The organism is Bacteriovorax sp. Seq25_V (assembly GCF_000447795.1).
Classification (GTDB): domain Bacteria; phylum Bdellovibrionota; class Bacteriovoracia; order Bacteriovoracales; family Bacteriovoracaceae; genus Halobacteriovorax_A.
In genome coordinates, this window is the sequence record NZ_AUNI01000020.1 from 14,289 (window position 1) to 28,227 (window position 13,939).

19 protein-coding genes are annotated in these 13,939 nt (G+C 35.9%); 10 read left to right on the forward strand and 9 right to left on the reverse strand.

Translation table 11 applies throughout. The features are described 5' to 3' along the window. Nucleotides 1-159 precede the first annotated feature (159 nt). Complete coding sequence (locus tag M900_RS12745; RefSeq protein ID WP_021275317.1) at nucleotides 160-699, forward strand: adenine phosphoribosyltransferase; 540 nt, start codon at nucleotides 160-162, stop codon at nucleotides 697-699. Nucleotide 700: 1 nt separating this feature from the next. On the opposite strand, the gene M900_RS12750 is transcribed toward M900_RS12745, so the two are convergent. Next, nucleotides 701-1,159: a hypothetical protein gene (locus tag M900_RS12750; RefSeq protein WP_021275349.1), complete on the reverse strand. Its 459-nt coding sequence runs from the start codon at nucleotides 1,157-1,159 to the stop codon at nucleotides 701-703. A gap of 150 nt (nucleotides 1,160-1,309) precedes the next feature. Here M900_RS12750 and M900_RS12755 point away from each other — a divergent pair, with 150 nt between their 5' ends. Next, a complete protein-coding gene (locus M900_RS12755; RefSeq protein ID WP_021275539.1) occupies nucleotides 1,310-3,241 on the forward strand; it encodes a hypothetical protein in 1,932 nt (643 codons plus the stop codon). Then, nucleotides 3,238-3,672: a D-aminoacyl-tRNA deacylase gene (gene dtd, locus M900_RS12760; protein ID WP_021275406.1), complete on the forward strand. Its 435-nt coding sequence runs from the start codon at nucleotides 3,238-3,240 to the stop codon at nucleotides 3,670-3,672. The genes M900_RS12755 and dtd overlap by 4 nt, the downstream gene beginning before the upstream one ends. Here the strand turns inward: dtd and M900_RS12765 are convergent, their stop codons facing one another. Then, on the reverse strand, nucleotides 3,673-3,900 hold the full coding sequence (locus tag M900_RS12765; protein ID WP_021275629.1) for a hypothetical protein: 228 nt from the start codon (nucleotides 3,898-3,900) through the stop codon (nucleotides 3,673-3,675). Nucleotides 3,901-4,093: 193 nt separating this feature from the next. Here M900_RS12765 and M900_RS12770 point away from each other — a divergent pair, with 193 nt between their 5' ends. Then, entirely contained in the window at nucleotides 4,094-4,654 is a 561-nt protein-coding gene (locus M900_RS12770; RefSeq protein WP_021275648.1) for a hypothetical protein, read from the forward strand. Nucleotides 4,655-4,665: 11 nt separating this feature from the next. Here the strand turns inward: M900_RS12770 and M900_RS12775 are convergent, their stop codons facing one another. After that, nucleotides 4,666-5,082: a TM2 domain-containing protein gene (locus tag M900_RS12775; protein ID WP_021275529.1), complete on the reverse strand. Its 417-nt coding sequence runs from the start codon at nucleotides 5,080-5,082 to the stop codon at nucleotides 4,666-4,668. Next, nucleotides 5,082-5,423: a hypothetical protein gene (locus M900_RS12780; RefSeq protein ID WP_021275278.1), complete on the reverse strand. Its 342-nt coding sequence runs from the start codon at nucleotides 5,421-5,423 to the stop codon at nucleotides 5,082-5,084. The genes M900_RS12775 and M900_RS12780 overlap by 1 nt, the downstream gene beginning before the upstream one ends. A 90-nt stretch (nucleotides 5,424-5,513) precedes the next feature. Between M900_RS12780 and M900_RS12785 the strand changes: the two genes are divergently transcribed. Continuing rightward, nucleotides 5,514-5,813, forward strand: a complete 300-nt coding sequence (locus M900_RS12785) for a hypothetical protein (protein WP_021275616.1) — start codon at nucleotides 5,514-5,516, stop codon at nucleotides 5,811-5,813. Beyond that, nucleotides 5,814-6,611, forward strand: coding sequence for a cytidylyltransferase (locus M900_RS12790; RefSeq protein WP_021275444.1), 798 nt, complete (start codon nucleotides 5,814-5,816; stop codon nucleotides 6,609-6,611). A gap of 51 nt (nucleotides 6,612-6,662) precedes the next feature. Here M900_RS12790 and rpsD read toward each other — a convergent pair whose 3' ends face one another. Continuing rightward, the gene (gene rpsD / locus M900_RS12795) at nucleotides 6,663-7,295 is read right to left on the reverse strand and encodes a 30S ribosomal protein S4 (protein WP_021275584.1); all 633 of its coding nucleotides are present in this window, start codon (nucleotides 7,293-7,295) and stop codon (nucleotides 6,663-6,665) included. A gap of 244 nt (nucleotides 7,296-7,539) precedes the next feature. Between rpsD and M900_RS12800 the strand changes: the two genes are divergently transcribed. Then, entirely contained in the window at nucleotides 7,540-7,971 is a 432-nt protein-coding gene (locus M900_RS12800; RefSeq protein WP_021275647.1) for a hypothetical protein, read from the forward strand. A 37-nt stretch (nucleotides 7,972-8,008) separates the two neighbouring features. Here M900_RS12800 and M900_RS12805 read toward each other — a convergent pair whose 3' ends face one another. Both M900_RS12805 and M900_RS12810 read right to left on the reverse strand, forming a co-directional pair. Continuing rightward, nucleotides 8,009-9,355, reverse strand: coding sequence for a hypothetical protein (locus M900_RS12805; RefSeq protein ID WP_021275553.1), 1,347 nt, complete (start codon nucleotides 9,353-9,355; stop codon nucleotides 8,009-8,011). Nucleotides 9,356-9,357: 2 nt separating this feature from the next. After that, entirely contained in the window at nucleotides 9,358-9,783 is a 426-nt protein-coding gene (locus M900_RS12810; protein WP_034732757.1) for a hypothetical protein, read from the reverse strand. A gap of 68 nt (nucleotides 9,784-9,851) precedes the next feature. On the opposite strand from M900_RS12810, the gene M900_RS12815 reads away from it, so the two are divergent. Both M900_RS12815 and M900_RS17825 read left to right on the forward strand, forming a co-directional pair. Next, nucleotides 9,852-10,631: an ABC transporter substrate-binding protein gene (locus tag M900_RS12815; RefSeq protein WP_084703599.1), complete on the forward strand. Its 780-nt coding sequence runs from the start codon at nucleotides 9,852-9,854 to the stop codon at nucleotides 10,629-10,631. 112 nt (nucleotides 10,632-10,743) lie between these two features. Beyond that, complete coding sequence (locus M900_RS17825) at nucleotides 10,744-11,007, forward strand: hypothetical protein (RefSeq protein ID WP_021275507.1); 264 nt, start codon at nucleotides 10,744-10,746, stop codon at nucleotides 11,005-11,007. Nucleotides 11,008-11,073: 66 nt separating this feature from the next. On the opposite strand, the gene hisS is transcribed toward M900_RS17825, so the two are convergent. Continuing rightward, on the reverse strand, nucleotides 11,074-12,420 hold the full coding sequence (gene hisS / locus M900_RS12825; protein WP_021275428.1) for a histidine--tRNA ligase: 1,347 nt from the start codon (nucleotides 12,418-12,420) through the stop codon (nucleotides 11,074-11,076). A gap of 133 nt (nucleotides 12,421-12,553) precedes the next feature. Between hisS and M900_RS17305 the strand changes: the two genes are divergently transcribed. Then, entirely contained in the window at nucleotides 12,554-13,489 is a 936-nt protein-coding gene (locus M900_RS17305) for a M23 family metallopeptidase (RefSeq protein ID WP_021275581.1), read from the forward strand. Here M900_RS17305 and M900_RS12835 read toward each other — a convergent pair. Next, the gene (locus M900_RS12835) at nucleotides 13,451-13,894 is read right to left on the reverse strand and encodes a DMT family transporter (protein WP_021275288.1); all 444 of its coding nucleotides are present in this window, start codon (nucleotides 13,892-13,894) and stop codon (nucleotides 13,451-13,453) included. The two genes, M900_RS17305 and M900_RS12835, sit on opposite strands and share 39 nt — an antisense overlap. Nucleotides 13,895-13,939: the final 45 nt, after the last annotated feature.

Below are 13,939 nucleotides of genomic sequence, written 5' to 3' on the forward strand. Positions count from 1 at the left end.
GATGTTGTCGTTGGTTTGTCGCGTTATTTTATTTATTCACGTTGGAATCGATAACTCAAGATTGGGTAGTCATAAAAGAGAGCGAGGATCGCTAACACCATTGCGATGGGGCAGTTAATCGGATATACTTTGCGCTCATTACATTTTAAGGGGTTAGCAATGAGTAAGGTACAAGATATCAAGAAATTAATTAGAACGATTCCAAATTTTCCACACGAAGGAATTATGTTTCGCGATGTGACAACTCTTCTAAAAGACGCAGACGGTCTTCAAAATACTGTCGAACTATTTGTTGAACGTTACGAAAAAATGGACTTTGATGTTGTTGTTGGTATTGAGTCTCGTGGTTTTATTCTTGGAAGCATCTTAGCTTACCATTTTCATAAAGGATTTATTCCTGTTCGTAAGAAGGGAAAGCTTCCTGGTGAAGTAATTTCTCAATCATATGATCTTGAGTATGGAACAGATACTCTTGAGCTTCATGTTGATGCTATCAAAAAAGGTCAAAAAGTACTCGTTATCGATGACCTTCTTGCTACCGGTGGAACTGCTTTTGGAGCGATTAAGCTAATCGAAAAGCTAGAAGGTAAGGTTGTTGAGTTCGCTGTAATCGTAGACTTGCCTGATCTTCAAGGGAAGAAAAAACTTGAAGATGCTGGTCATAAAGTTTTCACTCTTGTGGAGTATGAAGGGCTATAATCTACTTTCTAAATAATTGGACAAGGGATAGAAAAAGTCCCTTGGCCTTTTTTAATTCTTCTTTGCGCTTTTCTTCGTCATTTCTTTGAAAATCTTGTATGGCCCTTGATGCACTTAATGGATCAATCTTCTGAGTGAGATAACTTTGAAACTTGGTAAGAAATGCTTCTTCCTTAATATCAAGCTCATCACTTCTAAATAGGATATTGGCGAGGTGATGGAGTTGCGAGAGGTGAGAGGCATCAGTGATCTTGTCAACATAGGTATAAGGCGAGAATTTTTCTTTGAGCACTTCTCTTATGGCAATTTTCTGCTCTTCGGTGAGGATTGCGTTCGAGAGAAAGCTTTCAATTGTTTCTTGCTCTTTATCTGTATAGATTCCATCAACCATTGTCAGAGCAACTAAGCTTTTCCATAGGTTAAGGTAACTTTCTTGGTTTCTTATATCATTACTATTCATAGGTTTATCTTAGCTCTTTTTAGTTAAACGGGAGAGAAGCAAAAAATACCCATGAGATTTGCTCTGGTAATGCGTCAGAATCTTCCTACTAATAATAGTTATTGTAAAAAGATATACTATTAATGGGGATTTTGCCCTTTTGTGGAGTTTATGAAAGTTAACGATTACGCCGCACAAATTTCAGATCTACGTGAGACCCAGCAAGGCCAGTTGGCAAAGCAAAGAGCAGGGTACGAAGCGCAGATTAAAAACATCCAAGATACTAATGAAGTATTGATGGATGATCTACGTTCAAATAATGCAGAAAAAAGAAAAATTCTCGTTGATCAAAATCAAGATAAAATTGATGTTATCAATGAGAAAACGACAAAGCTTTTGAATGATAGAAGAGAGTCGTATAAAGAATCTCTCGCTGAACAAAAAGACGGTTTTAGAAAGCAAAGATTACAATTGACTGAAAACTTTCAATCAAAGCTTGGTGATATTAAAAGTTCTTATGATGAAGCTCTTCAACAACATCAGTATCGTAGTGATGAACAATTAAGTAACACGACAGAGAATCTCAACAATAAATTAGATATCAAAGAAAAGATCGCTGCAAAAGAAATTGCTGGCATCCAATCAAAATCTAAGGAATCAATTACAGAACTCAAGGATGATATACGTCAGCAGAAGAAAGATTTCGTTAAAAGAAATCGAACGGAAAAAGACGAATTGAATAAGAGTCATTCGAGAGAAATGAATGAAGCTAGAGATTATTTTGGTAAGAAAATAGATACAATTGTTGATAATCGAAATGAGGAAGTAAGAAAGGTCAATGAGAAATTCGAATTTGCCCTTAATAATTCTCGTACAGATGATAGAGCAGAGGTTGATCGCCTTGCGAATAATTATAAGGAAGCTGTAGATAGAATCAGTCGTGATTCTCAGCACGATTACAAGCAACTTCAAGGTAAGTTCGTACGTGATAGAAGTGAGAGTCAACGTGATCATCAAGAGCAAGTGTATTTTCTTAATAAAGAAAAAGATGAGATCGTTGATCGTTCTCTTCGTGGTGAGGGTGTTGAGTTTCAAAAGCAAGAGCTTAGAGATAAGTATGATGCACGTATTGATGGAATGAAGGATCTTCTTTTTGATCAGCGTGTGAAGTTTGAAAAAGACCTTTCTGATATGGATAAGCATGTTGATGCTCAAGTAAAAGAGAAGAACTTTCTTGAACGTCAAAATATGGATAAGCTCAAATCTGAGTTCAATAATAATCTAAATACAAATATTGAAAAAAATAGAAGAGAACAAGTCCAACTTGAAAAAGACTATAATAGACAGTTTCGAAATCAAGCTTCAAATCACGAAGAGGCTTCGCTTAGAAGCGATAAGTACTATGGAAACTTATTAGAGAATCAACGTAAGCATTTTGGTGAAAATGTTAATAAGCTAGAGAAAGCTAATCTTGATAACGTGAGAAACCTACAGCATGAGTATGCTCTTGAGAAAAAAGAAATTGCTGAGATCACAAGAAAGAGTGTTGAAGAGCAACTTAAGAATCAGAGAGAAGAGTATCATCGTAAAGTTGATAAATTAACTGAAAGTTATGAACAAAAGTTTCAGCGTCTATCCACAGAACTAGAAAAGACAAAAAGTAATCTACAATTACAACTAGAAAAACATCAGAAAAACTCAGCGATGCAGCAGGAGTCTGATACTCAATATTATACTTCAATGAAGAATCAGCAACGTCAGGAAATGAATGAGAGAACGTCTGAGTTAAAGAAAGATTTTGATCGTGAAATCAAGCAACTTAAGTTCCAGTATGATAATGATCTTGGAAAGGTAAGACGTGAAAATGATGTTTTCAACGCGAGAACCGTTCAAAAATATGAGCTTGATAAGCAGAAGATGATTGCGGATCATCAAAAAGAGTTAAGACAAAAACTAACAGAAGCAAATATGAAGCTAGAAAGAGTAATTAAGGATAGTGAGTTCCAAAAGCAATCTATTATCGATACCTACGAGACACGTCTCAAAGACCTCAAGCGCTCTTACGAGTTAGAACAAGTAAAAACATATACAAGTAATTCATGAAAATAGTGATCCAAAGAGTATCTCAGGCAAATGTTAAAGTTGATGGCAAAGTTGTATCTGAAATAGGAAAGGGAATGATGCTTCTTGTTTGTATGGAGAAGCAGGATGATTCAAAAGTCGTGGAGGAGGCCTCTCGTAAGGTTCTCAATTACCGAATTTTTGCCGATGAAAATGGGAAAATGAATTTAAACCTAGAGCAGGTTGGTGGCGAAATCCTAGCTGTAAGTCAGTTTACACTTTCCTGGAATGGAAAAAAAGGAAATCGTCCAAGCTTTGATAACTCTAAAGAACCAAATGAGGCGTTGGTGTTATTTGATAAGTTTTGTAATTATTTGAGTGCGAGTGCGAAAGTAGAAAAGGGCCAGTTTGGAGAACATATGAACGTGTCACTCACAAATGATGGCCCAGTTACTTTCAGTGTCGACTTTTAATTAAGCGTTAACTTTATTTGTCGCTTCAGCTTTAGCCGCTCTATCCATAGCAACTGCTTTCTTCCAGATTCCTGCGAAAATAAACGCGAAGACTCCTAGGAAACATGCAATGTGGAATACTTCAATTGTCATAGAACTTGCTACGTTTTTTGAAGGTCTTACTGGCTCAAGCGCTTCGCCCTTTGGAACGATTGACGTCTGATATACTTTAACAGTTTGATTACTCATAAATAATCTCCATTTAGTTATATTAATTAGTTACCAATACAATATAGATTTAATCTCAGCAAGATAACATGATTTACATCACTTTTCAGTTAAATTTTTGTTAAGAATATTTATTTTGTCGTAGCGCGTCTGTCTCATGTGTAGTAGAAGTGCAATACTTATATGCAAATGTATTTTATTTCCGGAGGTTACGATGAGAAAGTCAATTTTGCTACTTTTACCACTCTTGTTACTTGGAAGTTGTAAAACTTTCAGAGGTCAGTTTACTACTCATGAGGATATAACACTAAATACTGGAAAAAAGAAAGTCACTATTGAAGTAGGCCAACGTGAAGTTAAAATTAATTTCAAATCAAAGAAGAAAGCTGAGCTTGAAATTGATGGACATAAAGTTGACTTAAAGTTCGACTCAAAACTTAAAATTCCTTCAAATGGTGATTTCAAAGTTAAGGCGTCTGATTGGAACCAAGTATACGATCTTGTTGGTACTTCAAAGGTTGAAGTAACTTCTGGTCCGTTAAGCCATGATTTTGAAAGTTGTGTGGAAAGAGTTCCTTACACTGTTTGTAACGGAAGAAGTTGTCATATTGTTTATAGAGATTTCTATGGTCAAAGACATGTTGAATACCGCTTAAGAACTACAACTCAAAATATTGTGATGAATCTTGTTGCTGAAGATCATGGGCATGCAGAGTTTAGTGGATATAATAGTTCATCAGAAAGAGTTTACGAATATTACGGAAATTGTCGTTAAAAAATAAGGGCCTAGAATGGCCCTTTTTTATTTATCTCATCAATTTGTTCATTTAGTGTCCAGAAGTCATAAATAACTCCAAACATAAAAAAACCGCCAGTGAAGACATAGAGAATTCCAGTGAGGATCTTACCCATGTAGAAGCGGTGAATGCCAAAGATTCCAAGAAATGTTAGGGCCACCCATGCGATATTGTAATCGATAATTCCTTCATTGTATTTTTGGTCAGCATCTTCATCCATCGAAGGAATAAGAAAGAGATCAATTAACCAGCCGACTCCAAGCAGGCCACCCGTGAAAAACCAGAGTGTCCCAGTGATCGGTTTTCCGAAGTAGAAGCGGTGAGCTCCTGTAAACCCAAAGATCCAAAGTAGGTATCCCATGGTTTTACTATGACTATCACTTATTGATTTTAAAATTGGTAGCATTAAATATCCTTCGTTGCCCAAATTGGATTCTTATCTTTTGTGAGGGCATGCTTAATCTTTTCTTCAATTTTTGAGAAGACAAGTTGAGATTCAATATAGTCTTCTATTTCTTCAGGCTGGAACTCTTCACTTACACTAAGAGGTACTCCTTGAATTTCAAAGTTTAGAGTGAGGTCATCTTTCGTGGCGGAGACCAGTATAGTGTAGTATTTTGCTTCGCCTGCCTGAATTTGCTTTCTCTGCTTTCTTGAAAGTAAGAGGGCGTGTCTATCGCTAAGGCATGCTCCGTCGATTGTTTCGAAAAAGTACTCAATATTATTTAGTTCACAAGAAAATTTCATTTTAAGCTCTAGGTAATTTTTAACTTATAAACCAAGGGTGAAGCGCTGTGTTATTATAAGCTTATAGTTTTATTATACGTAGAGGATACTATGAAAGTTGATTATTTAAAAGAAGATGAAGAAACAAAAGCTGTTGAAGAGAAGAAAGATTCCCCACGACGAATTCTTGTTGGAGGAAATGGAAAGACGAGAGTAAACGATGAGGTCTTTGATCAAGATGTTTTGATTGTCGTAAGTAAACTTAAGAAGTATGTAAAAGACAAGCATGGTTTGAATACATCGGGTGATGTATTTAAGAGACTATCAGATATTGTTCGTGTTGCATGTGATCGCGCTTGTGAAAGATCAAAGCAGGATGGGCGAAAGACATTGATGGAAAAAGATTTTTAAATGGCAAAGTATCAATTAACTAAATATTCGAATGGCTACGTACTTGCAAGATTTGATGGCGAGGTTTGTGGAGAGAAGATTTTTGACAACGACTATGTCATTCTCACTAAGAGTAGTGCAACTGAGGTGAGCGCTGTAGAGTTTGAATATTTGGATTTTGATATTGAAGAGTCAGTACAAATGGAAATACTTAAAGCGATTGGATTGTGCTTTCGCTTTATGCCAAACTTCATTGGTCATGAAGATTTCATTCCAAATCTTTTTATGCCTAAAGTTATTGATGATAATTTCGATTTAACTTTTTTTGGTGGGAGTTTTAATCCATGGCATCCCGGTCATTCAGAATGTATTAAGCAATGTGCTCAATTTGAAAATGCGATTGTTGTTGTTCCTGACTACAGTCCATGGAAAGATAATTTAATGGAGAGTCCACTTCGTGAAATGATTAAGATTTCTAAGAAGGTGAGAGGCGCGAGCGCAAACGCCGCAGTTTACCCAGGCTTCTGGGGAAGCAGTCAAAGAAATCCAACTTCTAAATGGATAAAAGATGTTCAAGAGTCAAAGAAGAATTGGCTAATGGGCGAGGATACATTTGATACCCTTCTTAGCTGGTTTGAAGTTGATACATTTTTAGACGAGATTGAGAAAATTTATATTCTTCCAAGAAGTTTTGAAAGGAGAAGTTCTTCTTCTGTTGCAGAGGTCGAGAAGTATATTGTGGACAAGCATCCAAGTCTTGATGTGATCTGGTTGAAAGATCATCCTTTTAAAGATTTAGCTTCTAGTAAAATTAGATAAAAAAAAGCCCAAGATAACTTGGGCCTTTTCATATATAAACGAATGAATCGCTTATTTAACTTTCCAGTAGTACTCAATAACAAGCTGTGGAGCTAGTTCGAATGGTACATCTTGAGCAAGTGGCTTCTCAACCATTTTTGCTTTCTTTTGCTCTGTTCCTTCTACGTTGAAACAAGCTGGGATTGTAGCAATTCTTGGAGTTTCAGAAGATTGCTTATAAAGTTGGTTTTTGTAACCTTTTTCAGAAAGAGAAATTACATCACCTGGCTTTACGATAAAAGAAGCTTTATCAACTTTCTTTCCGTTAACTCTGATTTGTCCGTGAGCTACCATTTGTGAAGCAGCTGGCATAGATGGAGCAAAACCAATTCTGAATACAACGTTATTTAAACGTGACTCAAGAGTTGTAAGAAGTAGATCCATCCACGGTTGTCCAGAAGTATCTCTCTTTGCTTGCTTTACGTAAGAAACAAGTTGCTTCTCTCTTAACCCGTAATGGAATACGATTTTTTGTTTTTCTTTAAGACGAACCGCGTAATCAGAGATTTTCTTTCTCTTGTTACCGTGAACACCTGGTCCGTAAGGACGTCTGTCTAGTGCTCCAGCTTTTCCAAGACCTGGAAGCTCAACACCTAATGCACGTTGAATAGCGTAACGTGATCTACCTGTAGTACTCTTTGCCATATAAGCTCCTAATATTATTAACTTAAGGGACATGGCCAGTGGTCGCATCACATCACCAACAACTCGTGTTGGGCCCTTAAGTAAGTTAAACTTGAACGCGACCTGCGCAATTTATCGAAATTTAAGGAATAAGTCAAGATGTATCTATATTCGGAAGCAATCGTGAAAACTTGACCAAATGAATCTGTTAATTTAAAAAGCAGGGGCACGCAAAACTTATAAAACATTAAAATCGGGAGGTTTCATGAAAATCATGATTGTTAGCCTATTACTTTCACTTGGATTTACGGCCAAGGCTGAAACATTAAATTATATCTGTGAGCCATCAGATATGGTTTACATGAACAGATTCTTTGCTCAGGGCTCATTAGATGTGAACGGGACTTTAAGTGAGTCAATCTTGTCGAATACAAGAACACTAATGTCATTTAGACTTGTTGCTTCAGGAAAGCAAAGTGATTATATCGATTATGTGGGATACATTGCGGAAGGTAACACAAAACTAATTTCAGCAATGACTAAGGCTCCATTTATTTACTCTTCTTTAAGACTCGAAGGAGAGGGGCAGTCATTTGATATCAAGTTACTTTTTGATTACTCTGAAAATTTTGATTCAAGAATTAGAGATATTGAAACAAACAGAACTTACAGAGCAAACTGTAAAGTTATCAGATAATTCAACTTTGCTCTTCTTGTTTTTTGGACAAGAAGGGCTAGTCTTTTTTGGCACTAGATAAAATTTCTTCAAAAACACTTTTTAAGTTTGGAAAACTCTTGCAGGCGTTATCGAGGCTTTCCTCAATGATACGCTCAGGCAAACCTAGTTCGACAGTTCTTCTTAGAATAATTTCGTGAATCTCTGGCATATCAAGTCCGCTCTTCACAGCGTTCTGTGCATTTTTTAGAGACTCTGCCGGCTTAAGTTTGTCATCATCAATAAGGATTTCCAGAACTTTTATATTTTTATTATTAGGAAAGCGCTTACGTGCTCTAGTGAAAATATTTTCAAGTAGGGCAGAGTTATTAGTCATGCGAAGAGTATTAATAAGAGAGGCAAATACGAGTGGTTTGTCTTCACATATTACAGATGCTTCTTCCATTAGTTTGTAAGCACGATTTAATATTTCTTCATCGATAGTTTCATTTTTTTCGTACTTGTCTTGCATAATCTTTTTTCCATAAATTGTTAAAGAAGCAGCAATATAGTTTTTCAAATCATTATCTGGTTGATCAACAGTCTTAAAAGCTGTGTGATACTTAAGAATATCATCATACTCTGCACAAGCTACAGAAATCCATGCAAGGTCTGGGATCATCTCTGGATTTACTGGGAATACTTCAGTTAATTTTTTGCTGATTTGGTATGCTTTATGTCTCTCTTTTAAAGTCATATATACAGCAAAGAGTTCTTTTAAAGAATTATAGTATTCTGAGTTTGCTTTTAAACTTTTTTCAAATGAAACTTTCGCTTGTTCAAGTGCCTTGCTTTTAAGATGAATTATACCCTCAAGGTAGTAAGCCTCGTATGGTTTTGGGTCTAGTTTTACTGCTTTTTGAGCAAGAGTGAATGCTTTGTCGATATCAAATCTCATGTGCTCGCGAATTGTCTCGAGTGCAATTTCATAATCTGAGGGATTTGTTTTTGGTACAACAACTTTGAGAAACTCACTTTGCAGTGATGTGACAGTAAAAGGAATGATAACAAGTGAATCTATTTCAGACTGAGCAACTTTTGAGATCGCGTCTAGGGAATCATTCTCCGAAAGTAGAATAAAGCCACTCTCGAGTCGGTTTGGCCATTGTTTAAGATGTTCTTCGAGAACTTCTTTGTAACTTCCATCCTCGAGTCTTTCGTTTGTGATAATGTAATTAGGTTTTTTTTCCTTGATTATCTCCATCGCCATGTGAAGATTCTTGGCATGGTGAATGTTCTTGCGTGGGATTGCCGTTTTCATCAGCATTGTTTCAATCGCCGTTTTTGAGGCGACTGAAGGCTCGATAGATAAGAACTTCTTGTTCTTCATATATTTTTTTAAAAGTTGCTGTGCCTTTGCATCCATGATTATTTCCGATACTTATAAAATGCTTGAGAGACAGTCTCTTGCTTTGCTTCTATTGAAGTGATCATCTGCTCCCAATATTCATTATTCTTAGAATTTACTGTAATTTGTATTTCATTAAGATCTTTATCAAAAGTGTCTGATTGGATAACGAGACCATTGATAACTTCGCATTTCAGAATACTTTTATCTCTAGGCATTGAGTTTAAGGTTTTTAATTGCTTATTATTTTCAAAAACATAGAGACTGATTTGGTGCCCTTCTGAAATTGATTTCTTTGGTACGACTAGGCTAATTGAATCGACATCAACATAAACGAGGCTGATATTTTTATAATCAAGACAATCTTGCTGACTGGTTTGATTTGAAAAAATAAAGAATGAACGATTAAGTTTCTTGGTTGCCAAGACAATATGTTTCTGATTCATTGATAAATTTTAGTTTATATATAAAAAAAATCAATATTTATTCTCTATTTACGTGTTAGAATAAGTTTATGAAGGTAAGAAATATAATGGAGTCTTTTTCTCGGTTAATCGTCGCTTTAGCGGTTGTTTGTTCTGTTGGTGCACAGACTGTTAAGGTTGGCTCTTATATTTTCCCTCCATATTTTGAAAAGTCAGAAAATGGAAAATTTTATGGAGTTATTCCAGATTTTCTGGCAGGTCTTAATAAGTTTCAAAAGGCCTATCGATTTGAGGTTTTTGAAACTTCGCCAAAGAGAAGATACCAAGATTTCTTAGAAGGGAAGTTTGATAGTATTTTCTTTGAGTCTCCTCAATGGGGATGGGAAGAGATTGTTGAGCAAAATAAATTAACTTTTTTAGGGGATGTGGTTTTAGATGGAGAGGTCTTCATTTCAAATATCTCTAGAAAGGGTTCTGATGATTTTTTTAAAGACTTAAAGGGAAAAACGATAGGTCTATATCTTGGTTATCATTATAAGTTTGCAAATTTCAATTCTGACGAGCATTATTTAAAAGCAAACTTCAATGCATTTGTTTCTTCTTCTCATGATCGTAACATTGAAAGAATTATCAATAATAGGTTAGATATGGCGATCGTAACGAAGTCATATATCAAAAAGTATCTACTTGATCATCCTGATACTAAATCAAAAATTTATATTTCTAGTGTTGTCGATCAGGACTATCGATTAAAGTTTGGAATCAGAAAGAGTATTAATTTCGAAGAATCTAAAATGAAAAAAATAATCGATGAGTTTTTAAGTAGTCCTACGTATCATGAAATAATTAAAAAATACGGTTTAGAGTAGGAATTATGCTTTTTTTTCGATTTTAGGCATGAAAGTTATTGACGATTTTTGAATACAACTTTTAAAATGAATTATTCATTATAAATAACCCTAACAAGGAAAGAGGTAGAAAATGGCTAAGAAAGCTACTAAGAAAGCTCCTGCTAAAAAAGCAACTGCTAAGAAAGCTCCAGCAAAAAAAGCTGCTGCAAAATCAAAAGAAATGCTATTAGTTGGTTCAAAAACTAAAGAAGCTCTAAAAGGTAAAGGATTTAACGTATCTTCAGATACTCTAAATGCTCTTAACGAGTACGTATACTGGATCGTTGATCAAGCACAAAAGAAATGTGCTGCTAATGGTAGAAAAACTATTAGACCATACGATATTCTTGCTTAATTAGCTCTGAGTATATAGTTAAGAAAGGCGAGCAATGCTCGCCTTTTGTTTTTTAGGGATCTGTTTTTATAGTTCTGATATTGATATGATTTCTTCTGTACCTGTCGCAAGCTCTTTTAATTTAATTCTACCTTCACTTTTTTCATTTTCTCCAAAGAAGATTACTTTCTTTACTTTTCTTTTATCTGCATAACTCATTTGCTTTTTTAGTTTTGCATTGCTTGGGTAAATTTCGACAGAGTGTCCATTTTTTCTGATTTGATTAGCAAGTCTAAGATAATCAAGTTCCATAGAGTCATCAAAGTTAATGATTAAATAGTCGATGCTATTGTCGATATCTGTGAATAATCCTCTCGCTTCCATCACGTCATAAATTCTATCTGCACCAAAAGATATCCCAATCCCTGGAAGATTCTTGACACCAAAAACGCTTGTGAGGTCGTCATATCGTCCACCTGCACCAATGCTACCCATGCTACCGTCTGCAAGTTTGACTTCGTATATTGCTCCCGTATAGTAGTCAAGCCCTCTTGCTAGTGTTGGCTCGAAGTCGATGCGAGTTAGTCCAACTTCTTTTCCTAGGGCCAGAACTTTGTTGAGCTCAGTAAGTCCAACTGTCCCTGTTTCGTTGTTCCCGATAATTGAAGTGACGATTGCTATCTTTTCATCATTCGTTCCGGTAATATTAAAAATCGGATTGATTTTTGAAAGTTGATCTTTTGTAAAGCCTTTGCCCTCGAGCTCTTCAAAAACTTTTTCAAGTGGAATTTTGTCGAGTTTATCAATCGCAATTGTTAGGTCTGTGAGCTTTTCCTTTGCTCCGATAACTTCAGCAAGGCCTAGCAAGATTTTTCTATTATTAAATTTAATTGAGATGTCGGAAATTCCAAGATCTGCAAATGCATTTTCATAGATTTGCATAAGATCAACTTCACAAAGAAGCGAGTCTGTCCCAATAACGTCGGCATCACACTGGTAGAATTCTCTGTAGCGTCCTTTTTGCGGACGATCAGCTCTCCATACCGGCTGGATTTGATATCTCTTAAATGGGAATGCAAGATCGTTTTGATTCTTGGATACGTATCTTGCAAATGGAACTGTTAGGTCGTAGCGAAGACCTCTGTCTGAAATATGTCTAGTTAGTCCGCGAGAGTCCTTTGCGGCGAGAGTGTCTTCAGGGGCCTTTGCAAGATAGTCACCACTATTTAAAATTTTAAAAAGTAGTTTATCTCCTTCTTCTCCATACTTTCCTGTTAGTACATCAAGATTTTCAACTGATGGAGTCTCAAGTGGCATAAAACCAAAACTTTCAAAATGCTTTCTAATCGTCGAGAAAATAAAATTTCTTCTATTGCTTTCGATAGGGCCAAAGTCTCTAGTTCCCTTTGCATTTTGTGGTTTAATGGTACTCATTTGAATTCTCCGTGATTTATATGCATCTGCATTATAACCTCTAAAAATCATTTTTGACAGATTCTTTGATAAAATTTGAATAACCATCATTAATTGTTCATAATGAACTTGATATTTAAAACAAGGAGAAGTTTTGAAGATTGTTTACCTCGCGATTATACTTAGTTTTGTTTCATGTTCAATGATAAGACCAAAGAAAAATGTGGTGCTGCCTACATTTAATGTTGCTGAGCATCGAGTTTTTCCGGGAAAAGTAAAAAAACTTCAAATTGAGATTCCAAAAAGTATTAATGAGTTGTCGAATAACGAAATTGTCTGTGGTGGCAAGAAGCTAGCATCGGTATTGGAGGGAGACTATCTCGTTTCATACTTTTCTCTCAACTATAAATTTTTAGAGACAAGTAAAGAAAAGAGCATTCCATGTTTTCTAGAAAGTTCGATTGAAGGTGATAGTTATAGTTTCCATATTTTTAACTTAAGACCTGAAAAGTTTGATTATCCACTTAGTTATATCAAAGTTAATAAGAAACACGTTGACCTTTCAAAGGAAGATCTCGACCGTTTCCTAAAAGAGAAGGCAAAGCTAAAAGATGTTTATTCTGCAGTAACTCAGGATAAGAAACTTTATAGCACTTCATTTGTCAGGCCACTGAAATCAAAGGTGACTGGCGTTTATGGGTCTCGACGAGTTTTCAATAATAAGAAAGATTCATGGCACTCTGGTACAGATTTTAGAGCAAGAAGACCAATTCCAATTACTTCATCAAATGACGGAGTCGTGGTATTTGCAGATGATCTATTTTTTAATGGAAAAACTGTTCTTGTCGATCATGGTCTTGGGATTCTTACAATGTATTGTCACCTTTCAAAAATTAATGTGAAAGTCGGTGATAAAGTGGACAAGAAAATGACCCTTGGCCTTTCTGGTAATACTGGTCGTTCAAGTGCTCCACATCTTCACTGGGGAGTGAGAATCGGTGAGAACTGGGTTGATGGCCTTCAGTTCCTCGATGAGCAAACGAGTGAGGAACTAAAAGTTAATTATCAAAGCGCTGCCAGCAAGAAGTAGTGTTGCTCCGAGGACTCGTTGAAAATTAATCATTTTTTGAGCGAGCCCAAAAAGCCCGTAGTGATCCATGATCAGTGAGGCAAGTAGTTGCCCTGTCACAATGAGTGCTGTCCAACCTGTTGATCCTAATTTTGGAACAATGATAATTGCAGAGAGAACAAAAATTGAACCAATAATTCCACCACTGAGTAAGTAAGGTGGAAGTGAAACAATTTTTGAAAGGGATGGAAGGTTACCATAATTAAACAGACCGATTAGAGCAAAGATCAAGAATCCGCCAGTAAATGAAATAAGCGCGGCTTGAGTTGAGCCGCCAACTAGTGACGATAGCCTTGCGTTAATAATTGCTTGAAGTGGGACCATTAGTCCAATTCCAAGTGCCCATGTGATTATTAGGTATTTCATGTTGCTTCCATGTGTTCGAATATATATATTCTAATTATCTTAGGG

Bases quoted from the DNA above. Each gene is read 5' to 3' on its own strand.
- M900_RS12745 (WP_021275317.1), top strand. From the start codon at position 160: ATGAGTAAGGTACAAGATATCAAGAAATTAATTAGAACGATTCCAAAT.
- M900_RS12750 (WP_021275349.1), bottom strand. From the start codon at position 1,159: ATGAATAGTAATGATATAAGAAACCAAGAAAGTTACCTTAACCTATGG.
- M900_RS12755 (WP_021275539.1), top strand. From the start codon at position 1,310: ATGAAAGTTAACGATTACGCCGCACAAATTTCAGATCTACGTGAGACC.
- dtd (WP_021275406.1), top strand. From the start codon at position 3,238: ATGAAAATAGTGATCCAAAGAGTATCTCAGGCAAATGTTAAAGTTGAT.
- M900_RS12765 (WP_021275629.1), bottom strand. From the start codon at position 3,900: ATGAGTAATCAAACTGTTAAAGTATATCAGACGTCAATCGTTCCAAAG.
- M900_RS12770 (WP_021275648.1), top strand. From the start codon at position 4,094: ATGAGAAAGTCAATTTTGCTACTTTTACCACTCTTGTTACTTGGAAGT.
- M900_RS12775 (WP_021275529.1), bottom strand. From the start codon at position 5,082: ATGCTACCAATTTTAAAATCAATAAGTGATAGTCATAGTAAAACCATG.
- M900_RS12780 (WP_021275278.1), bottom strand. From the start codon at position 5,423: ATGAAATTTTCTTGTGAACTAAATAATATTGAGTACTTTTTCGAAACA.
- M900_RS12785 (WP_021275616.1), top strand. From the start codon at position 5,514: ATGAAAGTTGATTATTTAAAAGAAGATGAAGAAACAAAAGCTGTTGAA.
- M900_RS12790 (WP_021275444.1), top strand. From the start codon at position 5,814: ATGGCAAAGTATCAATTAACTAAATATTCGAATGGCTACGTACTTGCA.
- rpsD (WP_021275584.1), bottom strand. From the start codon at position 7,295: ATGGCAAAGAGTACTACAGGTAGATCACGTTACGCTATTCAACGTGCA.
- M900_RS12800 (WP_021275647.1), top strand. From the start codon at position 7,540: ATGAAAATCATGATTGTTAGCCTATTACTTTCACTTGGATTTACGGCC.
- M900_RS12805 (WP_021275553.1), bottom strand. From the start codon at position 9,355: ATGGATGCAAAGGCACAGCAACTTTTAAAAAAATATATGAAGAACAAG.
- M900_RS12810 (WP_034732757.1), bottom strand. From the start codon at position 9,783: ATGAATCAGAAACATATTGTCTTGGCAACCAAGAAACTTAATCGTTCA.
- M900_RS12815 (WP_084703599.1), top strand. From the start codon at position 9,852: ATGAAGGTAAGAAATATAATGGAGTCTTTTTCTCGGTTAATCGTCGCT.
- M900_RS17825 (WP_021275507.1), top strand. From the start codon at position 10,744: ATGGCTAAGAAAGCTACTAAGAAAGCTCCTGCTAAAAAAGCAACTGCT.
- hisS (WP_021275428.1), bottom strand. From the start codon at position 12,420: ATGAGTACCATTAAACCACAAAATGCAAAGGGAACTAGAGACTTTGGC.
- M900_RS12835 (WP_021275288.1), bottom strand. From the start codon at position 13,894: ATGAAATACCTAATAATCACATGGGCACTTGGAATTGGACTAATGGTC.